This is a genomic window from Pseudomonas sp. PDM25 (assembly GCF_019219045.1).
Lineage (GTDB): Bacteria > Pseudomonadota > Gammaproteobacteria > Pseudomonadales > Pseudomonadaceae > Aquipseudomonas.
Genome location: NZ_JAHUWL010000001.1, coordinates 403,047 through 418,819, shown reverse-complemented (window position 1 = coordinate 418,819; position 15,773 = coordinate 403,047). Strand labels below are relative to the sequence as shown.

12 protein-coding genes are annotated in these 15,773 nt (G+C 59.0%); 11 read left to right on the top strand and 1 reads right to left on the bottom strand.

Annotation, left to right across the window (positions count from 1 at the left end; translation table 11 throughout):
* Nucleotides 1–139 precede the first annotated feature (139 nt).
* From KW848_RS01610 to KW848_RS01590, 5 genes are all read left to right on the top strand, one after another.
* Nucleotides 140–2,416, top strand: a complete 2,277-nt coding sequence (locus KW848_RS01610; protein WP_218534974.1) for a PAS domain S-box protein — start codon at nucleotides 140–142, stop codon at nucleotides 2,414–2,416.
* Between the two features lie 4 nt (nucleotides 2,417–2,420).
* On the top strand, nucleotides 2,421–3,056 hold the full coding sequence (locus tag KW848_RS01605) for a response regulator transcription factor (protein ID WP_008146422.1): 636 nt from the start codon (nucleotides 2,421–2,423) through the stop codon (nucleotides 3,054–3,056).
* A gap of 78 nt (nucleotides 3,057–3,134) precedes the next feature.
* Entirely contained in the window at nucleotides 3,135–4,205 is a 1,071-nt protein-coding gene (locus KW848_RS01600; protein WP_218534973.1) for an AI-2E family transporter, read from the top strand.
* 191 nt (nucleotides 4,206–4,396) lie between these two features.
* Nucleotides 4,397–4,861, top strand: a complete 465-nt coding sequence (locus KW848_RS01595) for a MaoC family dehydratase (RefSeq protein WP_111449927.1) — start codon at nucleotides 4,397–4,399, stop codon at nucleotides 4,859–4,861.
* A 100-nt stretch (nucleotides 4,862–4,961) separates the two neighbouring features.
* Nucleotides 4,962–6,146: a patatin-like phospholipase family protein gene (locus tag KW848_RS01590; protein WP_218534970.1), complete on the top strand. Its 1,185-nt coding sequence runs from the start codon at nucleotides 4,962–4,964 to the stop codon at nucleotides 6,144–6,146.
* 88 nt (nucleotides 6,147–6,234) lie between these two features.
* Here the strand turns inward: KW848_RS01590 and KW848_RS01585 are convergent, their stop codons facing one another.
* Entirely contained in the window at nucleotides 6,235–6,882 is a 648-nt protein-coding gene (locus tag KW848_RS01585; RefSeq protein ID WP_218535362.1) for an MliC family protein, read from the bottom strand.
* A gap of 407 nt (nucleotides 6,883–7,289) precedes the next feature.
* On the opposite strand from KW848_RS01585, the gene otnI reads away from it, so the two are divergent.
* The 6 genes from otnI to KW848_RS01555 all read left to right on the top strand — a co-directional run bounded on the left by otnI (nucleotide 7,290) and on the right by KW848_RS01555 (nucleotide 15,429).
* Nucleotides 7,290–8,072, top strand: coding sequence for a 2-oxo-tetronate isomerase (gene otnI, locus KW848_RS01580; protein ID WP_218534960.1), 783 nt, complete (start codon nucleotides 7,290–7,292; stop codon nucleotides 8,070–8,072).
* Between the two features lie 236 nt (nucleotides 8,073–8,308).
* Nucleotides 8,309–9,406, top strand: a complete 1,098-nt coding sequence (gene nspC / locus KW848_RS01575) for a carboxynorspermidine decarboxylase (protein WP_008157394.1) — start codon at nucleotides 8,309–8,311, stop codon at nucleotides 9,404–9,406.
* A gap of 27 nt (nucleotides 9,407–9,433) precedes the next feature.
* A complete protein-coding gene (locus KW848_RS01570; protein WP_111449924.1) occupies nucleotides 9,434–10,669 on the top strand; it encodes a saccharopine dehydrogenase family protein in 1,236 nt (411 codons plus the stop codon).
* Between the two features lie 299 nt (nucleotides 10,670–10,968).
* Complete coding sequence (locus KW848_RS01565; protein ID WP_218534958.1) at nucleotides 10,969–12,753, top strand: type I secretion system permease/ATPase; 1,785 nt, start codon at nucleotides 10,969–10,971, stop codon at nucleotides 12,751–12,753.
* Nucleotides 12,734–14,047, top strand: a complete 1,314-nt coding sequence (locus KW848_RS01560; RefSeq protein WP_218534955.1) for an HlyD family type I secretion periplasmic adaptor subunit — start codon at nucleotides 12,734–12,736, stop codon at nucleotides 14,045–14,047. Before KW848_RS01565 ends, KW848_RS01560 begins: the two co-directional genes overlap by 20 nt.
* A gap of 2 nt (nucleotides 14,048–14,049) precedes the next feature.
* Nucleotides 14,050–15,429, top strand: a complete 1,380-nt coding sequence (locus KW848_RS01555; RefSeq protein ID WP_218534954.1) for a TolC family outer membrane protein — start codon at nucleotides 14,050–14,052, stop codon at nucleotides 15,427–15,429.
* Nucleotides 15,430–15,773 lie beyond the last annotated feature (344 nt).

The following is a 15,773-nucleotide window of genomic DNA, read 5'->3' as shown; positions in this document are numbered from 1 at the left end:
AACATTCAGCCTCCGATATGGAAGTACAACCTACGTCATATAGGATTTGTACTATATTTGATTCTTGCGGATCTAAATCAATACAGTCACACCACCAAGGCCGGTATATCCTTGGCTTCCCCAACGAAGCGGACCTGTGATGACCCTGACCCCCGTTCGATTGCACAGCTGGTTGCGCCTGCAGCGCGAGGGCGTGTCCCTGGCCGCCCGGGCCGATGCGTTGTGCCGTGCGTTGCAGGATTGCCCCGAAGTGCGCCGGGCGGTTTATCTGAGTTGGCAAGCCAATGTGCGGATTTACAGCCACGAGGGCGCCGCCCAGCATTTTCCACCGGGCCTGGGCGACCCTTCGCTGGCCAGCGATCAGCGGCTGTTTGATCGGCTGGTCGAGGCGGGGCGGCTGGACCTGGCGCAAGTGCGTCAACTCGATTGCTGGTTGGCCGGGCGACTGCGCCGGGCCGCTATCAGCCATGGCCAGGTGTTTGATCTGGCTTTGCAACCGGGGCAGCCGGGGCTGTTGCTGGTGGAAGTGTGCGAGGGCGTGAGTCTTGATTGGCTGGGTTGGGTGCAAGACTTGCTGACAACGTTGCTGAGCAGCGTCAACGGTATGCTGCGCGGCTCGCCGCTGTTGGGCCACGATCCACAACCGAGCCTGTTGCTCGATGCGCAAGGCCGACCGCTGGAATTCAATGCCGCGCTGTTGGCACTGCTCGCTGAAAAGCCGCTGACTGATGTGCTGGGTTTTCTACCGGTCAATCACCGGGTGCTGGTCCGTGCCTGCCTCGACCAGCAACGCGCCATCGAAGGGGTCGAAGCCCAGTTCGAAGCGCAGATCCTGATCTGGACGTTTATCCCCGATCCCCAGGACAACCGCGTGCTTGCCCGTTGCCGTGATGCCACGGCACAAGTACTGGCCGAGCGTGAAGCGGCCACGGCACGCCGGTTGTACCGGCTGATCATCGAAAACACCACCGACCTGATTTCCCGACACACACCGGACGGGCGCTTTCTCGATGCCTCGCCCGCGTCCTGGACATTGCTCGGCTACTGGCCGGAAGAGTTACGCGGGCAAATGGCCCAGGGCTTGTTCCATGGTCAGGGCCTGGCCAGCCTGATGCAGCGTGCGCGAGATGCCCTGGAGCAGGACGGTTATCACACGATGACCTATCGCATTCGCCATCGTGACGGGCATTACCTGTGGTTCGAAACCGCGAGCCGGGCGATTCGTGAAACCTACACCGGGACGGTGGTGGAAGTGGTCAGCGTGTCCCGGGACATTACCGCCCGGGTGCAAGCCGAGGAGAACAAGCGGCGCCTGGCGGAGGTCGTCGAGGCCAACACCGATCCGGTGTTGTTCATCGACCCCGAGGGGCAAGTCACTTACCTCAACCCGGCGGCGCGGCGCATCCTCGGGATCGACGAGCAACAACCGATGCCGGCCCTGGCGCAATTGTTCGCCAGTAGCGACCTGGCACGTCTGCAGCGTGATGGCTGGAGCAGCGCCGAACGCGACGGTGTCTGGAGCACCGATGCGCGGTTGCAGCCACCGGGTGGCGGCACTTCAGTGCCGGTGTCGCTGGTGCTGCTGGCGCACCGTTCGGCCGGTGGCGAACGCTATTACTCGTTGGTGGCGCGGGACATGACCGAGCGTGAACTGCGTGAGGTGCAACAGCGCCGTCATCAGGACGAACTGGCGCACACCGCGCGGTTGGTCACCCTGGGTGAATTGGCCTCGGGCATCGCACACGAAATCAACCAGCCGTTGGCGGCGGTGGTCAATTACGCCAATGCCAGCCAGCGCTATTTACAGACGCTGGATTCCAATCCCCAGGCCGCCGCCCGAGTGGCGCAAGGGCTGGAACGCATTACCCATCACGCCACGCATGCTTCAGAAGTGATCAGACGATTGCGCGCATTTCTGCGCAAGGGACAACGCCGGATGCAGGCCCTGAATTTCACCGACGTCGCCCGCGAGGCCGTGCGTTTATGTGCCTGGGAAGCGAGTAATTGCCAAGTGACAATCGAGGATCGCCTGCCGGATAATCTGCCGCCGATTTATGCCGACCGGGTGCTGCTGGAGCAGGTGCTGCTCAATCTGTTGCGCAATGCCATCGACGCCAACCGCGAACAACATCCGGGGCAACCTTCACTGATCGTGATGGCTGCGGAGCAGGGCGGTGGTGCAACCGTGGAAATCAGTGTGCAAGACCAGGGACCGGGCGTCAGCGAGCCGGAACTGGAGCAGATATTTACCCCGTTCTATACCAGCAAGGCCGATGGCCTGGGACTTGGCTTGTCCATGAGCCGCAGCATCATCGAAGGTTTCGGTGGCGAATTGCAGGCCCGACGCCAACCTGTCGGGTTGCTGATGTGCTGCCGTTTGCCGCTGGCCGGCCCAATAAAACAACAACAGGAATAACGTAATGGCAGGTGTGACGGAGCACGTGGTGTATGTGGTCGACGACGATCAAGGCATGCTCGACTCAACGGTCTGGTTATTGGAATCGGTCGGCCTCAAGGCCTTACCGTTTACCAGTGGCGTGGAGTTTCTCAATGCCTGTGATGCCACGCTCGATGCCTGTGTGCTGCTCGATGTTCGCATGCCCGGCATGGGCGGTTTGAACGTGCAGGAAGAAATGCGTGCACGTGAGCTGAACCTGCCGATCATTTTCGTCAGCGGGCACGCGGACGTGCCGATCGTGGTTCGCGCCTTCAAGGCGGGCGCCCATGACTTCATCGAGAAGCCCTATAACGAGCAATTGCTGCTGGACAGCGTGCAACAGGCGCTCAGTAACTGCGCAGCAAACCGCTCGGGCAATCAGGGTCACGAAGCCTTGCAGGCACGCTTGCTGACACTGACCCCACGGGAGCGCGATGTCTTGCTGCCGCTGGTCCAGGGTTACACCACCCGTGAGATCGCTGAACAACTGGGCGTGAGCGCAAAAACCGTCGACCTTTATCGCTCGCGGGTGATGAAACGCATGCAGGCCAATACCTTGCCGGATCTGGTGGGCATGGCCATCGCCGCTGAACTGGTTGATCCGCTGAAGCTGCGGTGATTGCTCGCGTTTTCCATTTGGCGTCTATGCTGGGCTTACCGATCCCATCCCTCTGCAGCGATCTGCAAGGAGGCAGCAATGGTGCCCACATCCAGCTCCGAGAAGGCGTTCACACGCAATCTGCTCGATGTTTTGATCCGTGCGGGCTTGATTACCGTACTGGTGCTGTTCTGCTTTCAGATCTTCAGCCCGTTCCGCGACCTCATGCTGTGGTCGCTGATTATGGCGATCACCCTTTACCCGCTGCAACAGCGGCTGCGGGAGCCGCTGGGCCACAAAGACGGGCTCATTGCGACGCTGATCGTGCTTTTCTCCATCGTTGTTCTCATGGTGCCCGTCTATCTGCTGGGCACCTCCCTGGTTGATTCGATCGATCAGGCCAGGACCATCGTCAAGGACGGCAACTTCCATATTCCGCCGCCCGTCGATTCAGTTGCTGCCTGGCCTTTAGTGGGCAAGCCTATCTCTGCCATATGGCTGCAGGCCTCAACCGATCTTCCCGAGTTGACAGCGAAGTACCTGCCGCAGATCAAGCAATTCAGCATCGGCTTTCTGGGCAAACTCGCCGGCGTCGGCATGGGGTTCCTCACCTTTATCTGTGCGTTGATCATCGCCGGCATTTTCATGGCTTATGGCGAGAGCGGCACGCGCAGTGCGATACAGATCGCGTCCCGCATCAGCGGTCCGGGCAAAGGACCGAAAATTGCCGAACTGTGTACCGCTACGATTCGTGCGGTGGCGCTGGGGGTCGTCGGCATCGCCTTCATCCAGATGCTGCTGGTCGGCCTCGGTTTCGTGGTCAAGGGCGTTCCCGGCGCCGGGCTGCTTGCCTTGGCGGTGCTGCTGCTCGGCATCATGCAATTACCGGCGACGCTGATTACAGTGCCCGTGATTGTGTATGTGTTCGCCACCGAAGGGGCCAGTACGGCGAGCATTGTTTTTGCCATCTACGTGTTCGTTGCCGGCCTGGTGGATAACGTACTCAAGCCTTTGCTGCTGGGGCGCGGTGTCGATGTGCCAATGCCGGTGGTGCTGATCGGAGCCTTGGGCGGCATGGTCACCAGCGGTATCCTCGGTCTGTTCATCGGCCCGGTGGTGCTTGCGGTCGGCTATCAGTTGTTCTGGCAATGGGTGGAGGATCAGCCGTAGAACAGACCGGACGTCCCGCCGACGTTATGACTGCCCGGGCATGCGCTAGCATAAAAGGTGTTCAGGCCACTCGCCCTGACGAGCAGGGCTGCCACCATGACGGCACAAAATCATCATCTACCGAGCGATCAGCGCCCTGGGAACTCTTTCGCGACCTCAGCGACATCAGCTACGCCTGAAGAGGTTGAATCATGACCATCCATTCCTGGGAAAAACTCTACCTCGATGACCTGAGCCTGGGTCAGCAGTTCGAAAGCGACAGCTTGCGTGTCCATCGAGCGTCGATGCTGGCCTTCGCTCAGGAGTTCGACCCGCAACCGTTTCACCTCGATCCTGAAGCCGCCGAGCTGAGCCTGTTCCGTGGTCTGGCAGCCAGTGGCTGGAACACCGCAGCCCTGACCATGAAGCTGCTGGTGGAAAGCGTGCCGTTGGCAGACGGGATCATCGGCCTGAGCATCGAGTTGAGCTGGCCTACGCCGACCTACCCGGACGATCTGTTGCGCCTGCAATGCACCGTGCAGGCCATCGAACCATCCAGCTCCAAACCAGATCGGGGCGTGGTGACCCTGTTCATGGAAACACTCAATCAAAACGACAAGGTCGTGCAGCGAGCCACCGGCAAACTGCTGGTCTTCAGAAGACCGGCGCCTGATTGAGAACGTAGTCATGGGTGTGGGGAGCGTGCGTGTTCGGCAAGGCGTCTTGCCGTTACATTGAGCGCGTTCTTTGTCGATTGCAGGGGCCGGAGGCGGCGTTTTGAAAACATTCCTGCTCAGACCTAGCGCCTCAACGCTGAACATGTTGCGTCAAGCGTGCCTGCAACGCCGGGATGCGGTGCCGCCAACGTTAACCGAAAAAGCGCTCATCCCTGGCATTCCGGATGCCCGCTACTGGCTGGACCAGGATCTGACGCCGTTCATTCGGGACGTGAGTCAGGCCAACCTTCGAGAAGCCGAGGCACTCGCCAGCGCAGGGATGCCCAACGACACCCTGCCGCTGGCCAGCATGTTGGCCGTTTCGGGGGGCGGCGATGCCGGCACCTTCGCGGGGGGCATCATTGCGGGATGGACCCTGCATGGGTCTCGTCCCGTGTTCAAAGTCGTCACCGGCATTAGCGCTGGCGCCCTGGTCGCCCCGTTTGCCTACCTGGGGCCTCAGTACGATGGTGTCATTCTGGGTATCTGCAATGCAGTCGGTCCAAAAGACATTTTCCACCCGCGCAATATGCTGACCCGTCTTGCCAGTGATGGTATGGCGCACAGCAAGCCACTGTCGCGGCTGATTGCACAGCACGTCACCGCCGAGGTGCTTGCGGCGATCGCGGCGGAATACGCCAAAGGACGTCTGCTGATGATCGGCACCACCGACCTTGATTCAGGACGCCCGGTTACCTGGAACATGGGCGCTATTGCCTCAAGCCAGGCACCCGGCGCGCTCGACCTGTTTCGCAATATCATGATCGCATCGATGAGTATTCCCGGCGCCGTTTCACCCGTCATGATCGATGTGGAGGTAGACGGTCAACAGTTTCAGGAAATGCACGTGGACGGAGGCGTCCTGACGCAGGTGTTCCTTTACCCACCCGGCACCGTGATGGCGCTGAACCGCGTGACCGGGGCGCGTATGCGTGATGAACGGCATTTCTATGTCATTCGCAACGGCAAACTGGAACTGCAGTGGTCCGGAACCAAGCGTCGCACCTTGAGCATCGGCGGTCGCGCCATCAGCGCATTGATCCAGACCCAGGGGATCAGTGATCTGGATCGGATTTACCGAATTGCACAGCAGGATGGCGCGGACTTCAATCTGGCGTACATCGGCTCCGACTTCGATATTTCCCGCAATCACAGATTTGATGGCGAGTACATGAAGCGCTTGTTCGAATACGCCTTTGAACTCAGCGCGAAAGGCTATCCGTGGCATAAATCGCCGAGTACGTGAGAGAGGGGTGGCGCTGTGCCAGAAGCGTGCCGTTGTGGCGAGGGGATAAATCCCCTCGCCACGGCCTCGCGTACTTGTCTCGGCGAAATCAGCTGACCGGCTCAGCCGTACAACTCATCGCCCCTGAACCTGGCTTCTGGAAAATCACCCCGTTGCCGTCTTGCCAGAAGCGGTAGTTCCCCTGGGAATCCTTGCCGGTGTAATGGGTTCCCGAATCACTCGGCACCTGGTTCAGGGTGATCGAGGTGTTCGCCCATTTCAGGTACACGACACCTGGCTGCGTATTAAAGAAGGTGGCGGAAATTAGCGCGTTAAACCCGGTACAACGAAACGCCAACGGGCCTTCGGTGAGCCTGTCTGGATCCTTGGTTCTCACAATGGCCGAACCTTGGCGTAGCTGGTACGCGCGCTCGGCATAACTTCGGATCGTGCACGCCTTGGGCTCAGACGTGGACGCACACTGATTACGGGAGTCGATCCAGAACTGCTGGTCGATCAAGACTTTGTCTGGCCGCGGTACTGAACGTTGATCCGTGAGCGCCAGGCGATAAAGACGCGTCAATTCGATGTCCATCTGCGCCAGTTGCGAGTCGCGACAGATCAGTTTTTCGACGGCGGCCCTTGCCGTGGCGCAGTCGAAGCTGGTCTTGAACGACGCAGCATTTGCGCAGGTGCTCGTCGCCGCGCAAACGCTGGCAGCGAGCAGACAGGAGAAAAGGCTCGTGACCGTTTTCATGTTGGCTTCACCCAGATCATTACGTGATCCCCGGATCGCCATGGAACCTATCGATCTGTTGAACATTCATTCGTTCGCATTGGGTGTATCGCAGTGTAAGTCAGTGCTCAGAACTTGCCACACCGCCGGGCGCAGAAACCCATGCCTTGTAGCCGCTGGCGAAGCCTGCGTTCGGCTCTGTAGCAGCTCTCGGCGCTGGTGACCACCGCCGGCATCATCAGCCCGCTGATTGTGACCCTCGATCTCACGTCGAATCACATGGCGGGTTTCTGTATTACCCTGCTGATCTGGCCGTTTGTTTAACGAACTCGACCTGTAGGAGCACGGCTTGCCGGCGATGGCGTCCTTGAGATCGCTATCGCTAGCAAGCTCGGCTCCTACAAAAAAAGCCATCCATAGGAACTACCATGCCTCGTTTCGCTGCCAACCTCAGCATGCTCTACCCGGAACATGCGTTTCTGGATCGCTTCGCCGCCGCGGCCGCCGATGGTTTCGAAGCGGTGGAGTATCTGTTCCCCTACGACTACAGCGCTGAAGAACTCAAGCAACGCTTGAGCGACAACGGCCTGGTGCAGGCTCTGTTCAACGCGCCGCCCGGTGATTGGGCGGCAGGCGAGCGGGGCACGGTGTCGTTGCCGGGCCGTGAAAGTGAATTTCGTAGCGGTTTCGATCGCGCCCTGGAGTACGCCGGCGTGCTGGGCAACTCGCGCATCCATGTCATGGCCGGCCTGCTACCTTCCGAACGTGATCGCGCACGGCATCACGCCATTTATCTGGAAAACCTCGCCTACGCCACCGCCCAAGCGGCGAAGGCAGATGTCATGGTATTGCTCGAGCCGATCAATACACGAGACATGCCGGGGTTTTTCCTCAACCGCCAGGACCAGGCCCAGGCCATCTGCAAGGAAGTAGGCGCCAGTAACCTGAAGGTTCAGTTCGACTGTTATCACTGCCAAATCGTCGAGGGCGACCTGGCCACCAAACTGCGTCGGGACTTCGATGGCATCGGCCATATCCAGATCGCTGGCGTGCCGGACCGGCATGAACCGGACCTGGGAGAGATCAACTATCCCTACCTGTTCGAGTTGATCGACCAGTTGGGCTATGACGGCTGGGTAGGGTGCGAATATCGGCCGCGTGGCAACACGTCTGCCGGCTTGCAGTGGTTGCGGGACTGGAAGGCGCGCTAAGCGCAAAGCTGACGGTAAAGCTAACGGTCAAACATAGTAGTGAATCTGTAGCCGGATCATTAGCACGGCGATGTGACGGGCCCGGGGACAAAGGCCGTCACTCAGGCTTGTTTGAAGCCTGGTACTTAAATTGAGCCGCGTTTCACGTGGAGAGCGCTTCCTGCTCTTTCGATATGTAGCCAGTGAAGGCACAATGCGCATCCTTTTTTGGCTGGCCTTGCCGGAGGCGCCTCGAAATGATCAAAACGCCGTACTACCTCATCGATAAACAAAAGCTGCTGGCGAACATGCAGAAGATCGCCTACGTGCGCGAACAGTCCGGGGCCAAGGCCCTGCTGGCACTCAAGTGCTTCGCCACCTGGTCGGTGTTCGACCTGATGCAGCAATACATGGACGGCACCACGTCGTCGTCGCTTTACGAGCTCAAGCTCGGTCGACAGAAGTTCGCAGGCGAGACCCATGCCTATAGCGTGGCCTGGGCCGACGACGAGATCGAGGAGATGCTCGAAAACTGCGACAAGATCATCTTCAACTCCATCGGTCAGTTGCAGCGCTACACTGAGGCTTCAGCAGGCAAGGTGCGCGGTCTGCGGGTCAATCCGCAGGTGAGCAGCTCGGATTATCTGCTGGCCGACCCTGCGCGGCCGTTCAGCCGTCTGGGCGAGTGGGACCCGGTGAAGATCGAACAGGTCATCGAGCAGATCTCTGGTTTCATGTTCCACAACAACTGCGAGAACGGTGATTTCGGCCTGTTCGACCAAATGCTGTGCACCATCGAAGAACGCTTCGGCGACTTGCTGCACAAGGTCGAGTGGGTCAGCCTCGGTGGCGGTATCCATTTCACGGGTGAAGGCTACGCGCTGGACGAGTTCTGCGCGCGCCTCAAGGCCTTCTCGCAAAAATACGGCGTGCAGGTCTACCTCGAACCGGGCGAAGCGGCCATCACGCAGAGCGCGTCGCTGGAAGTCACCGTGCTCGACACCCTCTACAACGGCAAGCACCTGGCGGTTGTGGACAGCTCCATCGAAGCGCACATGCTCGATCTGCTGATCTATCGCCTGAATGCCAAGCTGGCGCCTAGCGAGGGTGAGCACACGTACATGGTGTGCGGCAAATCCTGCCTGGCCGGAGACATTTTCGGTGAATATCAATTTGATCGTCCGCTGGCTATCGGGGATCGGCTGTCGTTCATCGACGCAGCGGGTTACACCATGGTCAAGAAGAACTGGTTCAACGGCCTGAAAATGCCGTCCATCGTAGTGAAACAACTCGACGGTACAGTCGAGGTGGTTCGTGAGTTTGGTTACAACGACTACATGTCCAGCCTTTCGTAAGCTGGCAGAGAAGGAGAGAGAGAAAAATTGAAGAAGAACGTGCTTATCATTGGTGCAGGAGGTGTCGCCAAGGTGGTGGCCCACAAGTGCGCGCAGCACAACGATGAACTCGGTCGTATTGCTATCGCGTCGCGCAACATCTCCAAGTGCCAGGCCATCATCGACAGCGTCAAGGCCAAGGGCAGCCTCAAAGTGCCTGCCGACATCCAGGCCTTCTCGCTGAACGCCCTGGATGTCGAAGCGACCAAGGCGCTGATCCGCGAAACCGGATCGCAGATCGTCATCAACGTCGGTTCCGCGTTCCTCAACATGTCGGTGCTGCGCGCCTGCATCGATACCGGCGTGGCCTATCTGGACACCGCCATTCACGAAGAGCCGGGCAAAGTCTGCGAGACGCCGCCCTGGTATGGCAACTACGAGTGGAACCACCTCGAAGAGTGCAAAGAGAAGAACATTACCGCCATTCTCGGCGTGGGCTTCGACCCGGGTGTGGTCAACGCCTATGCAGCACTGGCGCAACAACAGTATTTCGACCGCATTGATTCGATCGACATTCTCGACGTCAATGCCGGTTCCCATGGCAAGTATTTCGCCACCAATTTCGACCCGGAAATCAACTTCCGCGAATTCACCGGACAAGTGTGGAGCTGGCAGAACAGTCAGTGGACCAGCAACACGATGTTCGAAGTCAAACGCACCGACGACCTGCCGGTCGTAGGCGCGCAGAACCTGTACCTGACCGGCCACGATGAAGTGCACTCGCTGTCGAAGAACCTCGACGTGCCCAACGTGCGTTTCTGGATGAGCTTCGGCGAGCACTACATCAATGTGTTCACCGTACTCAGGAACCTTGGCCTGCTCTCCGAGCAACCGGTCAAAACCGCCGAGGGCCTGGAAGTCGTGCCGCTGAAAGTGGTCAAGGCCGTGCTGCCTGATCCGAGCTCGCTGGCGCCCGGCTACACCGGCAAGACCTGCATCGGCGATCTGGTCAAGGGCACCAAGGATGGCCAGCCGCGCGAAGTGTTCATCTACAACGTGGCTGATCATGAAGACGCTTACGCGGAAACTGACAGCCAGGGCATTTCCTATACCGCAGGCGTGCCGCCCGTGGCCGCAGCCTTGCTGGTCGCCCGTGGCGAGTGGGACGTGCAGCGCATGGCCAACGTCGAGGAGCTTGCGGCTGAGCCGTTCCTCAAGGCGCTGGATATGATGGGCCTGCCGACCCGCATCAAGGACGAAAATGGAGATCGTCCGTGGAGCTGAAACGCTTGAGGCTCGCGAAATACAGGTGAGTCTCGTTTCCCGCTCCAGCTATAGATCTACAGAGCTCCATTGAATTCTGTAAATCATTGAAATCAGGACCTTCGGGTCCTTTTTTCGTTTTGGCGGGAACCACTGAAATCCATCTTGGCCTCAATGTCGCCGGTATCTTGCGCGCTCTTCACCGCCGGGTTGTTGCAGGGGCAATACTCGTTGCCTGAGGCGATCCGCCCGATTGCCGTACGTAGTGGTTCGGCATGATCTAAGCTCCACAATGGATGGCTTCTCGAGCAGGGGTTTCAATGCGAAGCACACCTGAAAACAGCCTGCAACATGCGTTGAAAGCCTGTAGAGAGAGCTTTATTTCAGTTGGTTTTTTCAGCTTTTTCATCAACGCGTTAATGCTCGTTCCCACCTTCTATATGCTTCAGGTGTATGGGCGAGTGATAACCAGCGGAAGTCTGACAACCCTGGCAATGCTGACGCTGATCATGACCGGGCTGGTGGTCACGCTCGGCTCTCTGGAATGGATTCGTTCGCGCATCATGGTTCGGGTCAGTACCCGGCTGGATGTGTTGCTGAGTCGCCAAGTCTATAAGGCCAGTTTCAAACGGGCTCTGGACAGCGGCGGCATGGATGCTTCGGCCCAGTCGCTCAACGACTTGACGGGCTTGAGACAGTTTCTCTCCGGTAATGGATTGTTCGCCTTTTTCGATGCGCCCTGGTTGCCTATCTATATCGCTGTGATGTTCATGTTCCATCCCTGGTTTGGCTGGGTAGCGACGGGCAGCGCGCTGTTGTTGTTAATGCTCGCGTTTATCAATGAGAGGCTGACGGGGCCGGCACTGGCCCAGGCTAACAAGGAACATATTGGCGCGACGCTCTACACCACGAAAAATCTGCGCAACGCTGAAGTCATCGAGTCCATGGGCATGCTTGAAACCCTGATGGACCGTTGGGGGCGTCGTCAAAGAAACGTCCTGTTGCTGCAGGCCCAGGCGAGCGATAGAGGTGCCATAGTCAGCACGCTTTCCAGGACCTTCCGGATCCTGGTGCAATCATTGATCCTTGGCCTGGGGGCGTACCTGGCCGTGGACCATCAGGTGGGGGCCGGCTTGGTGTTTGCCGGGTCCGTGCTGCTAGGGCGCGCATTGGCCCCCATCGATCTGATCATCGGCAGCTGGAAGGGCTTCATTGCGGCCCGCTCGCAGTACCGCCGTCTCAACGACATCCTCGATAAACAACAGGCGCAACCTGAACGTATGTCTTTGCCTGCACCCAAGGGGCATGTGCAGGTCGAGAATCTGATTGTTTCGGCACCTGGCTCGAAAACCCCGATCATCAAAAACATAAGCTTCAGCGTACCTGCCGGCTGCGTGGTGGGAATCATCGGTCCAAGTGCCGCCGGCAAGTCGACCCTGGCCAGAACACTGATGGGGGTATGGGCGCCGCAGCATGGGGTGGTCCGGTTGGATGGCGCGGACATCAGCGCGTGGGACAAAAATGAGCTTGGGCCGTATATAGGTTACTTGCCCCAGGACATTGAATTGTTCGAAGGCAGCATCGGCGAGAACATTGCCCGCTTCGCCGAGGTCGATTCGGCGAAAGTCATTCTGGCTGCCAGGACCGCAGGCGTTCACGAAATGATTTTACAGTTGCCCGATGGCTACGACACTGTCATTGGCAGCGAGGGCCTCATGCTGTCGGGAGGGCAGCGCCAGCGCATCGGGCTGGCCCGTGCCCTGTATGGCACCCCGCGGCTGATTATTCTCGACGAGCCCAATTCCAATCTCGACGAAGTCGGTGATCGCGCCCTGGCGGCGGCCATCCAGCAATTCAAGCAGACCGGCGCGACCTTGTTTGTCATTACCCACCGAACCAACATCGTGTCGCAGCTTGACCGGCTCATGGTGATGAACGCAGGGGTTATCAGTCTCTTTGGGCCACGCGATCAGGTGCTGGCCGAACTCAACGCACAGCAACAGCAGCTACAAAAGCACGCCATGCAAGCAGGCGCCAGCATGGCTTCGGTCAATTCCAGCAAGGGTGATGCCGATGAACCCTTTGATGCCCAGTCGTCAAATTGAAAGCTTCGCCGACCTGCCGGTATCTGATCGTAAAGCACGTCGCCTGGGCCTTGGCATTGTAGGGGTGACCTTCGGCCTGTTCGGCACCTGGGCGGCGCTCGCGCCCCTCGACGGTGCGGCTTTCGCGCCGGGGGTGGTCACCGTGCAGGCTTACCGCAAAACGGTCCAGCATCTGGAAGGGGGCATCGTCAAAGCGGTATTGGCCCATGACGGTGACATCGTCAAGCGTGATGATCCGCTGATCATTCTTGATGATACCCAGTTGCGCTTCGAATACGAGATAGCCCGAGGCCAGCTGATCGCGACCAGAGCCATGGAGGCAAGGCTCAGAGCCGAGCGCGACACGCAGTCGTCGGTCAGCTTTGGGGAGATAGCCGATCCCGCCAGTCTGCGAGGAGTGGAAGCGCGCCAGGGCGAGACCCAAGTATTCAACGCTCGGCAGGGCTCGCGGCTGGGCCAGATGGCGGTGTTGCGCGAACGCATTGGGCAGTTGCATCAACAGATCAAGGGACTGGAATCGATGATTAGTGCCAAGGTTCATCTGGAGCAATCCTACAGCAGTGAAATCGTTGAATTGACCGACCTGCTCAAGCAAGGGTTCGTTGACAAACAACGTCTGCTCGATCAGGAACGCAAGCTGGGGATGCTCAGGTCGGAGGTGGCTGATCACCGTTCCGCTATTAACAAGACTCGTCTGCAGATCAACGAAACACAGCTGCAGATTCTGCAAATCGACAAGGATTTCAATACAGATGTCGTCAAGCAGCTGGCCGAGGTTCAGACCAGGATGTACGACCTGCAAGAGAAAACCTCGTCCCTGGAAGACCGGCTCAGTCGTATCGTCATCCGTGCACCCGAAGCGGGCATGGTGATTGGCATGAAAGTACACACCATTGGTGGTGTCGTGAGCCCGGCGACGCCGCTGCTGGACATCGTCCCATCGGTTTCCGAGCTGGTGATAGAGGCCCAGGTGGCGCCGGTGGATATTGATCGTATCGCCATCGGCAAGCGTGCCGATATCCGTTTCGGCGCGTTCAAAAGCTCGACCACTCCGGTGATCGAAGGCGAAGTCAGCAGCGTATCGGCTGACCGGCTGACCAACGAAAAGACCGGGACTGCCTATTACCTGGCGCGGGTCCGGGTCACCGAGAAAGGCGTGCGCACCTTGGGTGAGCGCAAATTGTTGCCGGGGATGCCAGCGGACGTATTGATCATCACCGGTCAACGCACGTTGTTGCAGTATTTGTTGCAGCCGGCCCGCGATGCCATGTCTCAATCGTTGATCGAGGAATAACCGTGCGCGCGTCGGCAGTTCTGCTGAGCGGTCTGTTGATGCTTGCAGCGGGTGCCGCGCTGGCGCAAACCCCTGCAGCAACATCGACCGGGGTCAGTGCCTCGACGTTTTCTACCGACCTCATGCAGTTGTATCGCGAGGCGCGGCTGGAGGACCCGCGGGTATTGGCCTCCTATGCGCAAGCGCAGGCGGGCCAGGAACATCAGCGCGAGGCCATGGGAGCGCTGTTGCCGCAAGTATCGCTGAACGCCGGGTCGAACTTGATTCGCCAGGAAAACGACCTGGTGCAGCAGAGTTACGATAGCGAAAGCTACAGCCTGGTGTTGCGTCAGTACCTCTACAACAAGGCCGCGTGGGAGAACTACCAAAAATTCAAAAGCCTGGCCAAACAGTCCGAATCGCAAGCGCTGGAAGCCCAGGCCGAGGCCACAGTGGAATTGGCGCAGCGTTACTTCGCCGCGTTGGCAGCCGAAGATGAACTGGAATTGGTGAGGGCGGAACGTCGAACCACGCAAAAGAGTCTGGACCGAGTCAATGCGTTGTACGAAAAGCAGCTGGCATTGGTTACTGATCAGCTCGACCTCAAGGCCCGGGTCGATTTGCTCGCGGCGCAGGAACTGGATGCCCGCAACCAGGCCAGTATCAGTCGCGAGGCACTGGCGGAGATCGTCGGCCGGCCGGTCAAGGAGAAGCTCAACCGGATTCGCGATGACGTGCAACTACGGGTTTCGGCGCAAAGCCTTGAAACCTGGGTGCGCGAGGGTATGGCGCTAAACCCGGCGCTCAAGGCCAACGAAAGCGGTGTCGAAGCGGCGGGCGCTGCGTTGCGTAGCGGTAAGGGCGGGCACTATCCGACCTTGAGTCTGAGTCTGAGCGCACAAGAGACAAACGAAGGCTACAACAATACCCTGACGCCGCGCACCGACAGCTATGTCGCCGGAATTGGTGTTCAGGTGCCGCTGTACAGCGGCGGCTCGACCTCGGCGCGGGTCCGTGGTCTCTACCAGGATCAGATTACCGCCGAGCAGGAACTGGAAGCGATCCGGCGCCGGGTGGTCAAAGAGATCACCAGCGCTTACCTGACCGCCAATTCGAGTGGAGAAAAGATCAGTGCGAGCCGCAATGCCCTGGCCTCGGCACAGCTGTCCAGAGTGGCGGCAGAGAAAGCGCTCAATTACGGAATGGTCAATGCCGTCGATGTGCTGACCAGCGTACGCAACGAATTCCGGGCTCGTCGTGATCTGCTCAAGACCCAATACGACTTCGTCACCAATGTCCTCACGCTCAATCGCTGGGCGGGAAAACCGCCTGCCGAAAGTGTCGAAAGCGTTAATGCCTGGTTGAGCCCCGTCAGCTCCAGCCAAAACCTCACATCCCCCTGATCCTGCCGCAATACCAACTGTGGCTCCCACCCAAACTGGACGCTTACCGGGAGCATTCCCATGGCTCGGCGAGGCAGGTTTCGCCGAAAAATTGACGCCAGAGTTTAATTTGTGCTGGCTTCACGCCACTTGTCGGTTAGTTGACGATTTTGATCGAATTCCGGCTTTGGTTGCAGGTCTCCCGCAGCGAGCCTAAGACCTTGATTTCTTGGGGGGGAGGGCACCCTTGGGAACATCGACGGGGTTACCCGAATGAGGTTTGAGGCGACAACTGATGGGAAGGGCGGGCGGGCAGCGCGCTGGGCTGGCCTAAACTCAGTTCAGCGGTTCGAGGGAGCACATCC